Here is a 14562-nt window from a genome sequence, read left to right on the forward strand (position 1 = left end):
CGATCATAGATGGCTTCTTCTAAAGCGGCTGATCCTCCGCCGTGAAATGGGTTGTATCCACGGTCTTTTCCAATGCGGCGCGCAACGCTCGGGGGTCGATCTCCTTTTCCCAGCGGGAGACGATGATCGTTGCCACCCCATTGCCGATAATATTGGTCAAGGCCCGGCATTCGCTCATGAATTTATCGACTCCGAGCAACATGGCCATGCCCGGCACAAGAATAGGATTGACGGCGGCGAGCGTCGCCGCGAGCGTGATGAATCCTGCGCCAGAAATACCGCTCGCCCCTTTTGAGGCAACCATGGCGACCAAAAGAATCGTAATCTGTTCCTCAAGGTTCAAGGGAACGCCGAGCGCCTGCGCGACAAAAAGGGTCGCGAGTGTCATATAGATATTGGTGCCGTCCAGATTGAAGGAATAGCCAGTCGGCACCACGAGACCGACGACGGGTTTGGAACAGCCGAGCCGTTCGAGTTTCTCCATCAAGGCCGGCAAGGCGCTTTCCGAAGAACTGGTGCCAAGCACGATCAGCAATTCATCTTTGATATAGGCAAGGAATTTGAAAATGCTGAAACCCGCGAGCCTGGCGATCGTCCCGAGGACGATCACGATGAACAAAATCGCCGTGAGATAGAAGGTGGCGACAAGACCAAGGAGATTGCCGAGCGTTTGCGGACCATAGCGGCCGACCGTATAGGCCATGGCACCGAAGGCGCCAATCGGCGCCGCCCGCATGACGATAGCGATGACGCCGAAAACCGCCTGTGCAACATCGTCGATCAGCTTCGTCAGGCTTTCGCCGCGAGATCCAAGCCCCAGAAGGGCAAAGCCGAAGAGAATGGAAAATAAAAGAACTTGCAGCACATCGCCGCGCGCGAAACCACCGACCACGCTATCCGGAATGAGATCGAGCAGGAACTGAACTGTCGAATGCTCCTGCCCCACATATTTGGCGACGGCTCCTGCATCGACCTTGTCGGCAATGCCGCGGCCGGGCTGCACGAGATTACCGATCACAAGTCCGAGAACCAAAGCGAAGGTCGAGACCACCTCGAAATAGACGAGCGCCTTGACACCGATGCGCCCGACCTTTTGCGCGCTCGAGACATGCGCGATGCCGGAGACCACGGTGCAGAAGATAATCGGCGCGATCATCATCTTGATGAGTTTGATGAAGCCATCGCCGAGCGCCTTCACCCAATCGGCGGAAGCCGTCGCCGGCCAGAGCCAACCAAACAGGACGCCAAGCAAAATGCCGATCAGCACCTGGACATAGAGGATGCGGTAGAATGGCACGGCGCGGGGCGCGCCGAGAGGCTTGGCGAGATTTTCCGGATTTATCGCGACCATTGTTTTGCTCGGCTCTCGGCGGAGATAGGATAGATAGCGGCATGTCTTGATGACGAATCCCATCCTACCGGGAATCTTGGAGGAAGTGGATTCCGGTTTCGCTAAAAGCGCTCTCTGGATTTCGATGGGCGTGCGTGGCAAAGATGCGCGGCCGGGTAGATCCTCGATGCCGTGCGGGCGGACCCGCCGGCTTTCGTCGCTCACCTTGGAAGGACGGGATGATGACGACGAAAAAGCCCCAGGCTGGAGAAAAGACAGGTCGCCGCGCCAGCCACAAGACTGTGGCGCAGTCAGCAGCCCCTATCAGCGCCGACGCCGGCCAAAAGGGCGGCCACGAGAGCGGTCCTGAAAACGGCGCGGCCGCCAAATTTGCGCAAGCTTCGGCGCAGAAAACGCCCGTTGATATGAGCACGGCCCAGCGCTCGATCGTCATTCGCGGAGCGCGCGAGCACAATCTCAAAAACGTCGATCTCACCATCCCGCGCGATAAGCTCGTGGTCTTTACCGGCCTTTCAGGCTCTGGCAAATCCTCGCTCGCCTTCGATACGATCTATGCCGAGGGTCAGCGCCGCTACGTCGAATCGCTTTCGGCCTATGCGCGGCAATTTCTGGAAATGATGCAAAAACCCGATGTCGATCAAATCGACGGGTTGTCACCGGCCATTTCCATCGAACAGAAGACCACGTCGAAAAATCCCCGTTCGACCGTCGGCACGGTGACGGAGATACACGACTATATGCGCCTGCTCTATGCGCGCGTCGGCATTCCCTATTCGCCGGCAACCGGCCTGCCGATCGAGAGCCAGACGGTGAGCCAGATGGTCGATCGCGTCCTGGCTTTGCCCGAACGCACGCGGCTCTATCTGCTCGCGCCCGTGGTGCGCGGACGCAAGGGGGAATATCGGAAGGAAATTGCCGATTTTCAGAAGCGTGGTTTTCAGCGCCTGAAGATCGACGGGACCTTTTACGAGATTGATGAGACGCCGACACTCGATAAGAAATTCAAGCATGATATCGATGTCGTGGTCGATCGCATCGCCGTGCGAGACGACATGCGCGCCAGGCTCTCGGAAAGTTTCGAAACCGCACTCGAATTGGCCGATGGCATCGCCATCATGGAATATGCGGACAAGCCGGAGAAGGCAAAAGAAGCCGAGCGCATCGTCTTTTCCTCCAAATTCGCATGCCCTGTTTCGGGCTTCACGATCCCTGAGATCGAGCCGCGTCTTTTCTCCTTCAACAATCCCTTTGGCGCCTGTCCGGAATGCGGCGGCCTTGGCTACGAACAAACGGTCGATCCCGATCTCGTCGTCGCCGACAAAAAGCTCAGCCTTCGCAAGGGCGCCATGGCGCCCTGGGCAAAATCGAGTTCACCCTATTATTCACAGACGCTCGAGTCGCTTGCCAAGCATTTCAAGTTCCGCCTCGATACACCTTATGAAAAGCTCGAGCCTTCAGTGCAGCAGATGCTGCTCTATGGCTCCAAAACCGAGTCCGTGCATTTTGTCTATGAAGACAATGTGCGCGCCTATGACGTGAACAAGCCTTTCGAGGGCGTGCTACGCAATCTGGAACGGCGCTATCGCGAGACCGACAGCGAATGGACCCGCGAAGAGATCGGCCGCTATATGACGGCGACACCCTGCAAGGCCTGTTCTGGCTACAGGCTGCGGCCGGAAGCCTTGGCGGTGAAGATCGATGGCAGCCATATCGGTGAGGTCAGCGCGCTGTCCGTGCGTGACGCGCGCGCCTGGTTCGCCGCTTTACCCGCCAAGCTCGATGACAAACGGCAGGAAATCGCCAAGCGCATCTTCAAGGAGATCAACGACCGGCTCACCTTCCTCGTCGATGTCGGTCTCGACTATTTGACGCTCGCCCGTTCTTCCGGCACGCTCTCTGGCGGCGAAAGTCAGCGCATCCGGCTCGCTTCACAGATCGGCTCCGGCCTCACCGGCGTGCTCTATGTGCTCGATGAACCCTCAATCGGCCTGCATCAGCGCGACAATGCCAGGCTGCTCGACACTTTGCGGCGGCTGCGCGATCTCGGCAACAGCGTCATCGTCGTCGAACATGACGAGGATGCGATCATCGCCGCCGACCATGTGGTCGATGTCGGGCCGGGCGCCGGCATTCATGGCGGCGAGATCATCGCGCAGGGTACAGCCGAGGAGATCATGGCTATTCCTGCCTCGCTCACGGGGCAATATTTGCGCGGTGTGCGCGAGGTCGTTGTGCCCAGCGTCAGGCGCATGCCTGATCCCGAGCGCGAATTGGCGATCATCGACGCGCATGGCAATAATCTGAAACATGTCACGACCCGCGTGCCGCTCGGCCTTTTCACCTGCGTCACTGGCGTCTCAGGCGGCGGCAAATCGACCCTCATCATCGACACGCTCTATAAGGCGGCGGCGAGGCGTCTCAATGGCGCGCTCGAACATCCCGCTCCACACAAGGAGATTGAAGGGCTCGAGCAGCTCGACAAGGTGATCGATATTGATCAATCACCGATCGGCCGCACGCCCCGCTCCAATCCGGCCACTTATATCGGCGCCTTCACACCGATCCGCGAATGGTTCGCGGGCCTTCCCGAGGCCAAGGCGCGCGGCTATCAGCCGGGCCGTTTCTCCTTCAACGTCAAGGGCGGGCGCTGCGAAGCCTGCCAGGGCGACGGTGTCATCAAGATCGAGATGCATTTTTTGCCGGACGTCTATGTCACCTGCGACGTCTGCAAGGGCAAACGGTACGACCGAGAAACGCTGGAGGTGAAATATAAGGGCAAGTCCATTGCCGACGTGCTGGACATGACCGTCGAGGAAGCCGCCGCCTTCTTCAAGCCGGTGCCCTCGATCCGCGACAAGCTCGAAACCCTCGCCCGCGTCGGCCTCGGCTATGTCCGGGTCGGCCAACAGGCCAATACGCTTTCCGGCGGCGAGGCGCAGCGCGTGAAACTTGCCAAGGAATTGTCACGCCGTTCAACGGGCCGCACGCTTTATATTCTCGACGAGCCAACCACAGGTCTGCATTTTCACGATGTCGCGCAATTGCTCGAAGTGCTGCATCAACTGGTCGAACAGGGCAATACGATGGTGGTCATCGAGCATAATCTCGAGGTCATCAAAACCGCCGATTGGATCATCGATCTCGGCCCCGAGGGTGGCGATGGCGGCGGCACGATCATCGCCGAGGGCCCGCCCGAAGCCATCGTCAAGGTCAAGCAAAGCTATACGGGCCATTATCTTGCCGAGGTCCTGGCGCGTCGCACCTCAGGACAAAAAGGGAAGGATGGAGCGCCGGATTAAATCATGGATCGAAACAGCTGAGCCGTATTATAGCTGCTAATCACAAGAATGTTATGCGTTTAACGCAATGATCATGGCACGAATTAACCCGAATTAAGGAAATTCATAGCCGGTCCATCCGGCTTCGATGAGCCTGTTTATGCGAGAAATGCATACCTGCCCAGTAAAAAGCTTGCTTGTGCAAAGCTCTGCCGTGCTCGATGATCCAGCCATCGACCAAGCCAACATCCCTCCCCAATGGCTGGTCGCTATGGGTCGCCTTGAATTGTTCTGAATGAGCCTCCTCCCCCCGCGGCTTATTCCGGTGAAAGTTTATCCCACACTTTCATCTCTTACAGAACGGATCGGCTTGAAGCCCGTAGCTCATGCGGGGTGAGATCCCTCCCTCACCACCTCGCTGAATAGTAGCGCCCGCCGATCCTCCCCGGCGGGCGCTTCTCTTTTAAGCTTCCCCTTTTCTCATCCTCGACCGTCTTCAAAGAAGGCCGTCTGGTCCCTCCGAATTTTCAAAAGCCATGAAAAGCGAAAATTCGGAGCAGCAACCAGAGATCGGGACTCGCTGAATCGACAGGATCACCCCCAAAAGTAGCCCCTTTGGGAGGTTTGATGCTATTATGAGGGTTTACAGCATAGCTCCCGCGTCCTGCTCAACGGACGATGCGGATGCCAATGCCGATCCATTTCGAGAAGCAAAACAATGCCGTCTCCCATTCATGTCATCGGTGGAGGATTGTCGGGCGCCGAGGCAGCCTGGCAAATCGCCAAGGCCGGGATCCCCGTGATCCTGCACGAAATGCGTCCGGACCGTTCGACCCCCGCGCATCATTCCGCCGATCTCGCCGAACTCGTCTGCTCTAATTCCTTCCGCGCGGATGATGCGGAAAGCAGCGCCATCGGCATTCTGCATCGCGAAATGCGGCGCCTCGACTCGCTGATTTTGCAAGCGGCGGATTGCAATCGCCTGCCTGCCGGCGGCGCTTTGGCGGTGGACCGGCAGGGCTTTGCGGCTTTCGTCACCGCCGCCATCAAGGCCTCTCCGCTCATCACGCTGGTACGTGGGGAAGTGACTGAAATCCCCGCCGATTGGGATCAAATCATTATCGCGACGGGTCCTCTGACCTCGGAGACTCTCGCCGCTCACATCAAGGCACTGACCGGCGAGGATGATCTCGCCTTTTTCGACGCGATCGCCCCAGTGGTCTATCGCGATTCCATCGACATGACGAAAGCGTGGTTCCAGTCGCGCTACGACAAGGTCGGACCCGGCGGCAATGGCGCCGATTATATCAATTGCCCGCTCGACAAGGAGCAATATCAAGCCTTTGTCGAAGGCTTGATCCAGGGCGAGAAGATCAGTTTCAAGGAATGGGAAGGCACGCCCTATTTCAATGGCTGCCTGCCGATCGAGATCATGGCTGAGCGCGGTCCCGAAACCTTGCGGCATGGACCGATGAAGCCCGTCGGCCTGACCAATGCGCATGCGCCGACCGTCAAGCCTTATGCGATCGTGCAATTGCGGCAGGATAATGCGCTGGGCACGCTCTATAATATGGTCGGCTTTCAGACCAAACTGAAACACGCCGAGCAGATCGCTCTCTTCCGCACCATTCCCGGACTTGAACAGGCGCGTTTTGCGCGCCTTGGCGGTCTGCACCGCAATATTTTTCTCAATACGCCCAAAGTGCTTGATATGCGGCTAAGGCTGAAAGCTGATCCGCGCTTGCGTTTCGCCGGCCAGATCACCGGCTGCGAAGGTTACGTGGAAAGCGCGGGCATTGGGCTTTTGGTCGGCCGCATGGCGGCTTGCGAGCGTTTGGGCGAGTCTTTCGTCCCGCCCCCGACGACGACAGCGCTCGGCGCCCTTTTGAACCACATTACCGCCGGCCATATAGAAACGATCGACGCGGGGCCACGCTCGTTCCAACCGATGAATGTAAATTTCGGCCTGTTTCCACCCCTGACGGAAAAAATCGTTTCGCCCGAGGGAAAGCGCCTTCGCGGTCCAGAGAAAGACCAACTCAAGAAACGCTTGCTCAGCCAGCGCGCGGAACGGGACCTGGAGGCTTGGTGCACCGCCCCAACATGTGGCCCAACGCCACTGGCTGCGGAATGAGGCTCATCCCGCAGCCAGTTCTCAAAGTCACTTCATGTGTCCGTTGACGCAATCCTATTGCGGATTCTCTGACAATCCGCTGTTTCGACCTTTTTCGTCCACGCCATAAAAGCCGGGAAAATTGTCTGGCCGATAGACCGAGCGGCCGGTGCCTAAAGTCTCTTTCATAGCGATGGGTTGCACCTGCGCGCCAGCCACTTTATCCGGGCCCGTGAATTGGAGCCGCAGCAAGTTCACCGCGATGATTGCGAGGACGATCACGCTCGCCCAACATCCCACTTTCCAGATAATATTCATTGTCTCCCCCTGCATGACCAGGGCGCGATGCCAATTGCCGCGCCAAGTCACGACCGTTTGTTTCGCATCGGAGGGACGCCTCACCCCGCCCCGGCCTTTGTCGGCGCGGTTCGTTTCGATCGCCCATTCTTCCTTCGCGTGTGGTCGGTTTCAAGGAAAACAACGTCAATCTGGAGAGCAAAGTTCTATCTGTGCATGAATCCAGGAAGTTTTATTTTCCGATGATGAAAGCATAAGCTCGACAAAAGCGTCTTGATCTTGGTTCGTTCCCGAGCCGCAAACAGAGCCTTCATCATTACTTTCCAATATTACGCTGTTTATATTATTTTTATTAAAAGGGATTCTCATAATTTCATTGACCGGGAGGAACATCAGAAGACTGCTCGAAATATCAGCCTTTTGACAGTTTCTTCGCTCTCCGACGCCGTGATTTTGCGCAATCATCACACTTGACCCCGGCCTTTTCCCGCGCCAAGCTGAGGCATGTCACCCTTCCTTCATAGGGAAATCAGAGTCCGATGAACGAAGAAACGTCCATCCTCGTACTTGGCATTGGCGAACTGGCTTCCGCCGTGGCGAGAAAACTTCATCTCGCGGGTCACGCCGTCGCCATCAATCAGAGCACGCCGCCTTCAGTCATTCGGCGGCGTATGGCTTTTGCCGATGCTTGGACGGATGGCCAATGCACGTTCGAAGGTGTGGAAGCCCGTCGCGCGGATAAGAGCAAGGATTTTCTTGCGGGCCTTCGCAGCGGGATGTTCATTCCGATCCTCTGGCACAACTTCGAGGAAGTGACCGAGCGTTGGCCTTGGGATGTCATCATTGACGCGCGTTCGCTCGACGGCAAACCCCGGCAAAGAATTCGCCAGCTCGCCGAATTGAGCATCGGCATCGGTCCCGGCTTCGTCATCGGCGATGATTGCGATATCATCATCGACACGGGCCGTCGTGATCCTGGCGCGGTTTTGCGAAGCGGGAGCCTGCCCGAGCGCCCGGCGATCGAGGATTCCGCTTTTCCTGATGGCAAAACTGTCAGCGCGCCGCATCACGGCCTTTTCCATATCGCCAAATTTTTGGGTGATGGGGTCGAGGAAGGCGAGGTTTTGGGCTGGATCGGGACCACGCCCATCGTGGCGCCCGCCACCGGCAGATTGCGTGGTCTCGCTCGCGACGCCTCGGCGGTCAGCAAGGATGCAGAACTCGCCGAAGTTGCGACCGATCCCCAGGCGGAAATCGCAGGCATGACAAAGCGCGACCGGCTAATTGCCCGAAGCGTCGCCTTTGTGATCGAGATCGAGCGCTCCGGTGTCCAGCCCATTTCGCTGGAAAACTTTTTCTGACCAATTTTAGGGCGCGGATGATGCGCTAAAACAAGAGATAGAGAGCCTGTTCTGATCAACTGAAACAAACAAGGCTTTCATGAAGGGATTGATAAAACCGGCTCCTTGAGCCGGTTTTTTTGGAGCCGGTTTTTGTTGTGCCCTAAAATAAGGCCTCTCCGGCCAAGAGGCCCAAAACCAGAAAGACAAGAAAAAGCACAACCACGATAAAGAAAAGAATACGTGCGATCCCGCCCGCCGCCGCTGCGATACCCGTAAAGCCGAAGGCAGCGGCGACTATGGAGACGATGAAAAAGAACAATGCCCATCTCAGCATGATGTGCTCCCATCCCCAAGCCTTGCGCGACGGCATACACGGTTACAGAGCAGTCGGCCCCACGTAATCCGCCTTCCATTCGTCTGACAAGCAACGCCGCCAAATACAACGCCGTGCTGGAAACGAACGTTCCCGCGCCAAAGGCCATGATCGATCAAGTCGATAAAATCGATTGCGCAGCGAGACCGATAAAGAACAAAAGCCCGGCATCCCTGTTGGAACGGAAGAGGCGCAGGGCCTGGCCTACATTCTCCAGATCAATGCTTTTGACCTGCCACCCAAGATGCAGCGCAAAGCCAATCCACCCGATGAGCGCTAAACCGTGCAAGGCCCCGGCAACCCACAGAGCTCCGGCGGACAGCAGCAAAGTCAGGCCATAGAGAAGGCCAACACAGAGACGGATACGCGTCCCAAACAAGCGCGCCGTCGATTTGACCCCCGCCTTAACATCGTCCCGAATGTCCTGGATCGCATAGATCGTGTCATAACCGATCGTCCAGGCTATGCCGCCCAAGTAAAGCTGGACCGGGGCTAAAGAAAGCGAGCCGAAAGCCGCCGCCCATCCCATCAAAATGCCCCAGGCAAAAGCGCAGCCAAGGACCGCCTGTGGCCAGGAGGTCACGCGTTTCATAAAGGGATAGATCGCGACGAAAACGAGGGAGGAGAGACCTAGAACAATCGTGAACAGATTGAAGCTCAGCAAAACGGCGAGGCCGATGAGCGACTGCAACAGGAAAAAACCTTGCGCGCCCAGAACACTGACGCGGCCAGACGGCAAGGGCCGCATTCTCGTGCGTTCGACTTTCGCATCCACTTCGCGATCGACGATGTCATTAAAGGTAGAGCCCGCGCCCCGCATGACGATGGCGCCAATCAGAAACAGGAGGAGATGCGCCCAGTGCAAAGGCACGCCCGCTGCCAGGCTTGCCAGAGCACTCCCCCACCAGCAGGGCAGCAGCAGAAGCCACCAGCCAACCGGCCTGTCGAGGCGCGCGAGCTGCAAATAGGGATGTGCTGCGGGCGGCGAAAACCGGAAAAGCCATTGGTCCGGCGCGGCATCCGGGAGCACGGCCGCAGCACCGATCGGTGAACCGAAAGGCTCGGTCCCGCCTTCCATAGGCATCAAAGTGGGCCTGTCGGCAATTTCTGCTGCGGCACATTAAGTGCGCCGCCACCAGCGGCCTGCTGGCTTTGCGCCTTCTTGACCTGCGCAGCGACCGCGCAAGCCTGGTTGGCGACGGTGACGGATTTGGCCGACATGGTCTTGATATTTTCCAGGGCTTCGTCCGGAACGGAGCACCATTCCTTGTTCTTGCTCAGATAAGCTACAAGTTCATGTTCAACGGTGACCAGATTGCGGAGCTTCGGGCATGAGGCTATAGGATCGAGCTGCTTCTTATTGCCCTTGGCCAGTTGGTTGAGCTGATTGATCACACCCTGGCGTCGCTGGTTCAGGCGAGCAATATCGGTATTGCAATCTTCCGCCCGTGCTGCCGTGGCCCCTCCAAAGCAAAGCACCAGCAGCACGAGACAACCAGCTTTTCGCATTGCCGGGAATCGATCCGTCATCATGACCAGAGCCTTTCCTCCATCACCTGCCAAATGTCCCACGCTCGCCTTTCGGCCCGCTCACTCATAGCAAAAGCGCCAAGCTGCCAGCAAGGGCCCTTCCCCTTTCCTTTCCAGTCGGGGCTTAAACTATGCCGCATTACGATTTTTCCGCGCCACGGCTCTATCTCGATCAGCCGTTGCGAGCCGGCGGCACGGTCGCACTGGACAAGTCCCAGGCACATTATCTCTGCACGGTCCTGCGCCTTGTGGCTGGGGATCACATCCTCGTTTTCAACGGCCGCGAGGGAGAATGGCGGGCGGCGCTCAAGGAGTCTGGCCGCAAAACGGTCCAGATCGAGCCCATTGAGCAGGTCCGTACGCAGGAGCCTGACAATGATCTGCATTATCTCTTCGCGCCGCTGAAACATGCGCGGCTCGATTACATGGCGCAAAAAGCTGTCGAAATGGGAGCGAGCCTCCTGCAACCCCTCTTCACGCGGCGCACCCAGAATGAGCGCATCAATCTCGAGCGCCTGCGCGCCAACGCCATTGAGGCGGCCGAGCAATGCGGCATCCTGACCCTGCCGGAGATTGCGGAAGCTGTGAAACTTGACGCCTATCTCGCCCGCCGCGATCAGAACCGAGTCCTCGTTTTCTGCGACGAGGATGCGCCACCGATCGGCCCGCTCGCGGCGCTACGGGAAGCCCTGCGACCTGGCGGCGTTGCCTGCCGAGGCGCCGATGTCCTCATTGGCCCGGAAGGAGGGTTCGACGCCACGGAACGGGATCTTCTTGTAAGCCAGCCGAATCACATTCGAATCTCACTCGGCCCGCGGATCCTGCGCGCCGATACGGCCGCCGTCGCCGTACTGGCGCTGGTCCAGGCCATCCGCGACGAATGATCCATGGCGCGGCATCTTTCGGCAGGCTAAAGTTTGTTAGGGAAAATTAAAAACCTCTGTTTATTCTCGATCCTCTCTCTCCTCAGGGGAAAGGTCCTGGGATAGAGAATTTAGACCCTATCACGATATCGCCCCAATGCCGGTTCACCGTGGACCCGTTGGACTTTGTTGATTTGCGGTTTTTCAATTTGGTTCGTCATGACGACACGTGTTTTTTTAGTGTCATGCTCGGTTGCATTCTTTTGACTCCCCTCGATGAGGGACGAGCCCAAACGGGCACCTTTTCCAGCGGAGAAAGGGAGGCTCTGCCCTGCGCTGCCTATGGACCCGGCTTTGTCACAGTCGAAGGTGGGGACACTTGTGTGCGCATAGATGGCCATGTCAGGGTCGGACACGGTTCCTCGCTCGATCAGGAATCGCCGAACCGCACCGCGCCCAGCGCCATGCCTGCCACCATGCGTAACGATCGCAACCCGGTTCAGGACGAGACCTTCGACCCTGCAGGCAGAAGCCGTCTTCGCCTGCCGCAATCCTCCGGGGCCATGGATCCGTTTTTCGCCCGGTGATCCACCAATACGCGCTTTAATGCCGAGCCTTATTGCGGCGCCTTATTGCGGTCCATGGAGCAAAAGATTGCCTTCAAACGGGCGCGAAGACCGGTGAGCCCTGATCGAAGAGCTTTTCCACCGAACCGTTCCAATCCTTCTTATAAAGGGCGATCAGCTTTTCCGCTTCCGTCCCCTCTTTCAGGACAGCGTCGAGCGGAGCGAGGAAATAGGTCTCGTCCCGTCCAACCGCATCACGCTTGTCGCGCGCCTTCAATCCGGCCTGAGCCAGGGTCAAAACCTCACGGCCGATCTCGCGCAATTTGCGGCCCTTGATCGAGGCCTCAAGCCCCAAGCGCGGCACATCATCACGCAGAGCCTGGCGTTCCTCGGCGTTCCAGGATTTGACCAGGTCCCAGGCGGCATCAAGCGATGTCTGATCATAGAGCAAACCGACGCAGAGCGCCGAGAGGGCAAGGCAAGCCGGAATGGGGCCGACATCGGCACCGCGCATTTCAAGATAACGTTTCAGCCGCACTTCCGGAAAAATCGTCGATAAATGATTGGCCCAGTCGGACAAGGTCGCCTGTTCGCCCGGCAATTGCGGCAGCTTGCCCGCCAGAAGATCGCGAAAACTCGCCCCTGCCACATCGTGATAGGTTTCACCGCGTTTGACGAAATACATCGGCACATCGAGCGCATAATCGACATAACGCTCGAAACCCATGCCATCCTCGAAGGCAAAAGGCAGCATGCCGGAACGGGCGCGATCCGTATCGCGCCAGATCTCCGACCGCGCGGAAAGCAGGCCGTTGAGCTTGCCGTCCGTGAAAGGAGAATTGGCGAAAAGCGCCGTCAGCAAGGGTTGCAGGGCCAGCGTAACGCGCAGTTTCAGCACCATATCGGCCTCGCTCGCATAATCGAGATTGGCCTGAACGGTCGAGGTCCGAAACATCATGTCGAGGCCCCGCGTGCCGACCTTCGGCATATAACGGCGCATGATGTCGTAGCGCTGTTTCGGCATGGCGGGAATCTCTTCGCGCTGCCATTTAGGCGTCATGCCGATCAGAAGAAAACCGATATCGAGCGGACCCGCGACCTTTTCGAGCATCGCGAAATGGCTCGTCAATTCCTCGCTTGTCTCGTGGATGGTCTCAAGCGGAGCGCCAGACAGCTCGAACTGGCCGCCGGGTTCGAGAGAGATCGCACCACCGCCCTTTTCATCATAAAGGCCGATAATATTGTCTCGATCCGTGATCGGCGCCCATTGCAGCGCTTCCTTCATGCCATCGAGCAAGGCCTTGATACCCCGCTCACCCTCATAGGGCACCGGCGCATGGCTAGAGCGGTAAAAGGGGAATTTTTCGTGTTCGGTGCCGACCCGGAATTGACTGGGCGATTTCATTCCATCGAAAAACCACGCGACGAGTTCCGTGCGCGACGTGATGAGCGTTGAATCCGAAACGTCGCGGGCCATTGACGCGCTTTCATCTACTTTAGAGCATACCCCTCCCGAAAGCTGGACACTTTGGGGCCAGGTATTATGCGTTAAAACAAAGAGATAGGGAGCATTTGTGATTCAACAGAATAACAACGTCCCTACTGACCCCAATCAGGCAGGCCGGCAGAACCGACACCGCCAAGCTTCATAGGCGCGCGCGCGCCAAGGCGCAATGCATTCCCGCGCGCAGGCCTTTTGCGGAGGTGCGTTCCGGAGCAAGCCCGCTACACGGGTGAGCACAGAAAAATTCATGGGGCCTGGCAACAAGCTCAATTTTATCTTTTCTTATTGCTCAGAATATCGCCGATCTCTTCCGACAAATTTTCACCGGGAGAATCCGAGGCAGCACGCGCAGGCGTCGCACCAGCACCGGGCTGGAACATTTTACTCAGGGCCTCAAAACTCGCTTGAACCGTCGCTGGATCGAAACCCGGCATCGAAGGCATGCCGGTCGGGGCCTGTTGCCCTTGCCAATTCCCCGGCCGCTGCCCACCAAACGCCTGACTGAGAACAGAACCCAAAAGATCGCCAAGGCCACCGCCGCTTGCCGGGGCCTGTCCCGTCGGTTCGGTCTGAGGCTGTTGTTGCGGAGCCGGCGCGGCAGCATTGCCGAATATCTGACCGAAAATCGACCCGAAGCCGCCCGCTCCCCCTTTTGTCAACTGATCGAACAGGCCGCCAAAACCTTTCTGCTGCATGGCGGAAAGGAAACCACCCATCAGCATGGATGCGAGGACGGGCAGCATTCTCTGGATGACTTGGGGGCTGAGACCACTCAGGGCCGCCGCCTGTTTGGCCATAGGCTCAAGCGCCTGGGGGCCGAACATCTGGGCCAAAAGGTCATTGCCCTGGTTCTCGGTCGCGGCCGCGCTCGCCGCATTGGGATCGTTATAGGCCGCCTGATAATTCGGATTGCCCATGGCGCCGAGAAACGAGCCGAAGGCCGCCGGATTCATCATATTGGCTTGGAAACCAGAGGATAATGCAGGAGTGACAGCCTGCATGACCGCTTCTGCTTGTTCCGGTGAAATGCCGAATTGTTTCGCTAGATTTTCTGCGGCCTGCCCGCCGTGGGCAGTCTGGAGTAATTCATAAAGGTTGAACATCGACGATTCCTCCTTGCGCAAAAGGGATGCTACAGCATCCGAGCCCACGGTGGACATCGCTTTTGCAATCCATTTGACGCACCAAAAGCGCCTTGCATAACGATCACCCCATGGTTCTGGCTGTTAGAGCCGTTGCTGCTTCAGCCGAAACGGAAAACAGATCTTTATCTGCTTGTTTTAACAGATAATCCTTGTCCCAAGAGTTGCCAGAAGAATTGCCAGCTTTGGGGTTACGCATGGG

At 57.8% G+C, this 14562-nt stretch carries 14 protein-coding genes; 5 read left to right on the top strand and 9 right to left on the bottom strand.

Annotated elements, in window-relative coordinates; all coding sequences use genetic code 11:
* Window positions 1–19: 19 nt before the first annotated feature.
* On the bottom strand, window positions 20–1351 hold the full coding sequence (locus tag BIND_RS11330) for a dicarboxylate/amino acid:cation symporter (RefSeq protein WP_012385213.1): 1332 nt from the start codon (window positions 1349–1351) through the stop codon (window positions 20–22).
* 404 nt (window positions 1352–1755) lie between these two features.
* On the opposite strand from BIND_RS11330, the gene uvrA reads away from it, so the two are divergent.
* Window positions 1756–4650, top strand: a complete 2895-nt coding sequence (gene uvrA, locus BIND_RS11335; RefSeq protein ID WP_041778733.1) for an excinuclease ABC subunit UvrA — start codon at window positions 1756–1758, stop codon at window positions 4648–4650.
* A 697-nt stretch (window positions 4651–5347) separates the two neighbouring features.
* On the top strand, window positions 5348–6763 hold the full coding sequence (gene trmFO / locus BIND_RS11340; RefSeq protein ID WP_012385215.1) for a methylenetetrahydrofolate--tRNA-(uracil(54)-C(5))-methyltransferase (FADH(2)-oxidizing) TrmFO: 1416 nt from the start codon (window positions 5348–5350) through the stop codon (window positions 6761–6763).
* Between the two features lie 54 nt (window positions 6764–6817).
* On the opposite strand, the gene BIND_RS11345 is transcribed toward trmFO, so the two are convergent.
* A complete protein-coding gene (locus BIND_RS11345; protein ID WP_041778054.1) occupies window positions 6818–7144 on the bottom strand; it encodes a hypothetical protein in 327 nt (108 codons plus the stop codon).
* A gap of 81 nt (window positions 7145–7225) precedes the next feature.
* A complete protein-coding gene (locus BIND_RS21330) occupies window positions 7226–7504 on the bottom strand; it encodes a hypothetical protein (protein ID WP_148210620.1) in 279 nt (92 codons plus the stop codon).
* 74 nt (window positions 7505–7578) lie between these two features.
* Here BIND_RS21330 and BIND_RS11350 point away from each other — a divergent pair, with 74 nt between their 5' ends.
* Window positions 7579–8400 (top strand): hypothetical protein, encoded by an 822-nt coding sequence (locus tag BIND_RS11350; RefSeq protein WP_012385217.1) that lies wholly within the window; start codon window positions 7579–7581, stop codon window positions 8398–8400.
* A 142-nt stretch (window positions 8401–8542) separates the two neighbouring features.
* Here the strand turns inward: BIND_RS11350 and BIND_RS20610 are convergent, their stop codons facing one another.
* From BIND_RS20610 to BIND_RS11365, 3 genes are all read right to left on the bottom strand, one after another.
* A complete protein-coding gene (locus BIND_RS20610) occupies window positions 8543–8716 on the bottom strand; it encodes a DUF1328 family protein (protein WP_012385218.1) in 174 nt (57 codons plus the stop codon).
* A gap of 154 nt (window positions 8717–8870) precedes the next feature.
* Window positions 8871–9839, bottom strand: a complete 969-nt coding sequence (gene ubiA, locus BIND_RS11360) for a 4-hydroxybenzoate octaprenyltransferase (RefSeq protein ID WP_012385219.1) — start codon at window positions 9837–9839, stop codon at window positions 8871–8873.
* Window positions 9839–10288 (bottom strand): hypothetical protein, encoded by a 450-nt coding sequence (locus BIND_RS11365; RefSeq protein WP_012385220.1) that lies wholly within the window; start codon window positions 10286–10288, stop codon window positions 9839–9841. The genes ubiA and BIND_RS11365 overlap by 1 nt, the downstream gene beginning before the upstream one ends.
* Before the next feature lie 128 nt (window positions 10289–10416).
* On the opposite strand from BIND_RS11365, the gene BIND_RS11370 reads away from it, so the two are divergent.
* Together BIND_RS11370 and BIND_RS11375 are read left to right on the top strand one after the other, a co-directional pair.
* A complete protein-coding gene (locus BIND_RS11370) occupies window positions 10417–11169 on the top strand; it encodes a 16S rRNA (uracil(1498)-N(3))-methyltransferase (RefSeq protein WP_012385221.1) in 753 nt (250 codons plus the stop codon).
* 242 nt (window positions 11170–11411) lie between these two features.
* A complete protein-coding gene (locus BIND_RS11375; RefSeq protein WP_148210621.1) occupies window positions 11412–11735 on the top strand; it encodes a porin in 324 nt (107 codons plus the stop codon).
* Between the two features lie 73 nt (window positions 11736–11808).
* On the opposite strand, the gene BIND_RS11380 is transcribed toward BIND_RS11375, so the two are convergent.
* The 3 genes from BIND_RS11380 to BIND_RS22195 form a co-directional block, all read right to left on the bottom strand.
* Window positions 11809–13191 carry a glutamate--cysteine ligase gene (locus BIND_RS11380; RefSeq protein WP_012385223.1) on the bottom strand — a complete coding sequence of 461 codons (1383 nt, stop codon included), beginning with the start codon at window positions 13189–13191 and terminating at the stop codon, window positions 11809–11811.
* A 299-nt stretch (window positions 13192–13490) separates the two neighbouring features.
* Window positions 13491–14378, bottom strand: a complete 888-nt coding sequence (locus BIND_RS11385; RefSeq protein WP_041778055.1) for a DUF937 domain-containing protein — start codon at window positions 14376–14378, stop codon at window positions 13491–13493.
* A 46-nt stretch (window positions 14379–14424) separates the two neighbouring features.
* Entirely contained in the window at window positions 14425–14559 is a 135-nt protein-coding gene (locus BIND_RS22195) for a hypothetical protein (RefSeq protein WP_280109982.1), read from the bottom strand.
* Window positions 14560–14562: the final 3 nt, after the last annotated feature.

The organism is Beijerinckia indica subsp. indica ATCC 9039, assembly GCF_000019845.1.
Taxonomy (GTDB): Bacteria; Pseudomonadota; Alphaproteobacteria; order Rhizobiales; family Beijerinckiaceae; genus Beijerinckia; species Beijerinckia indica.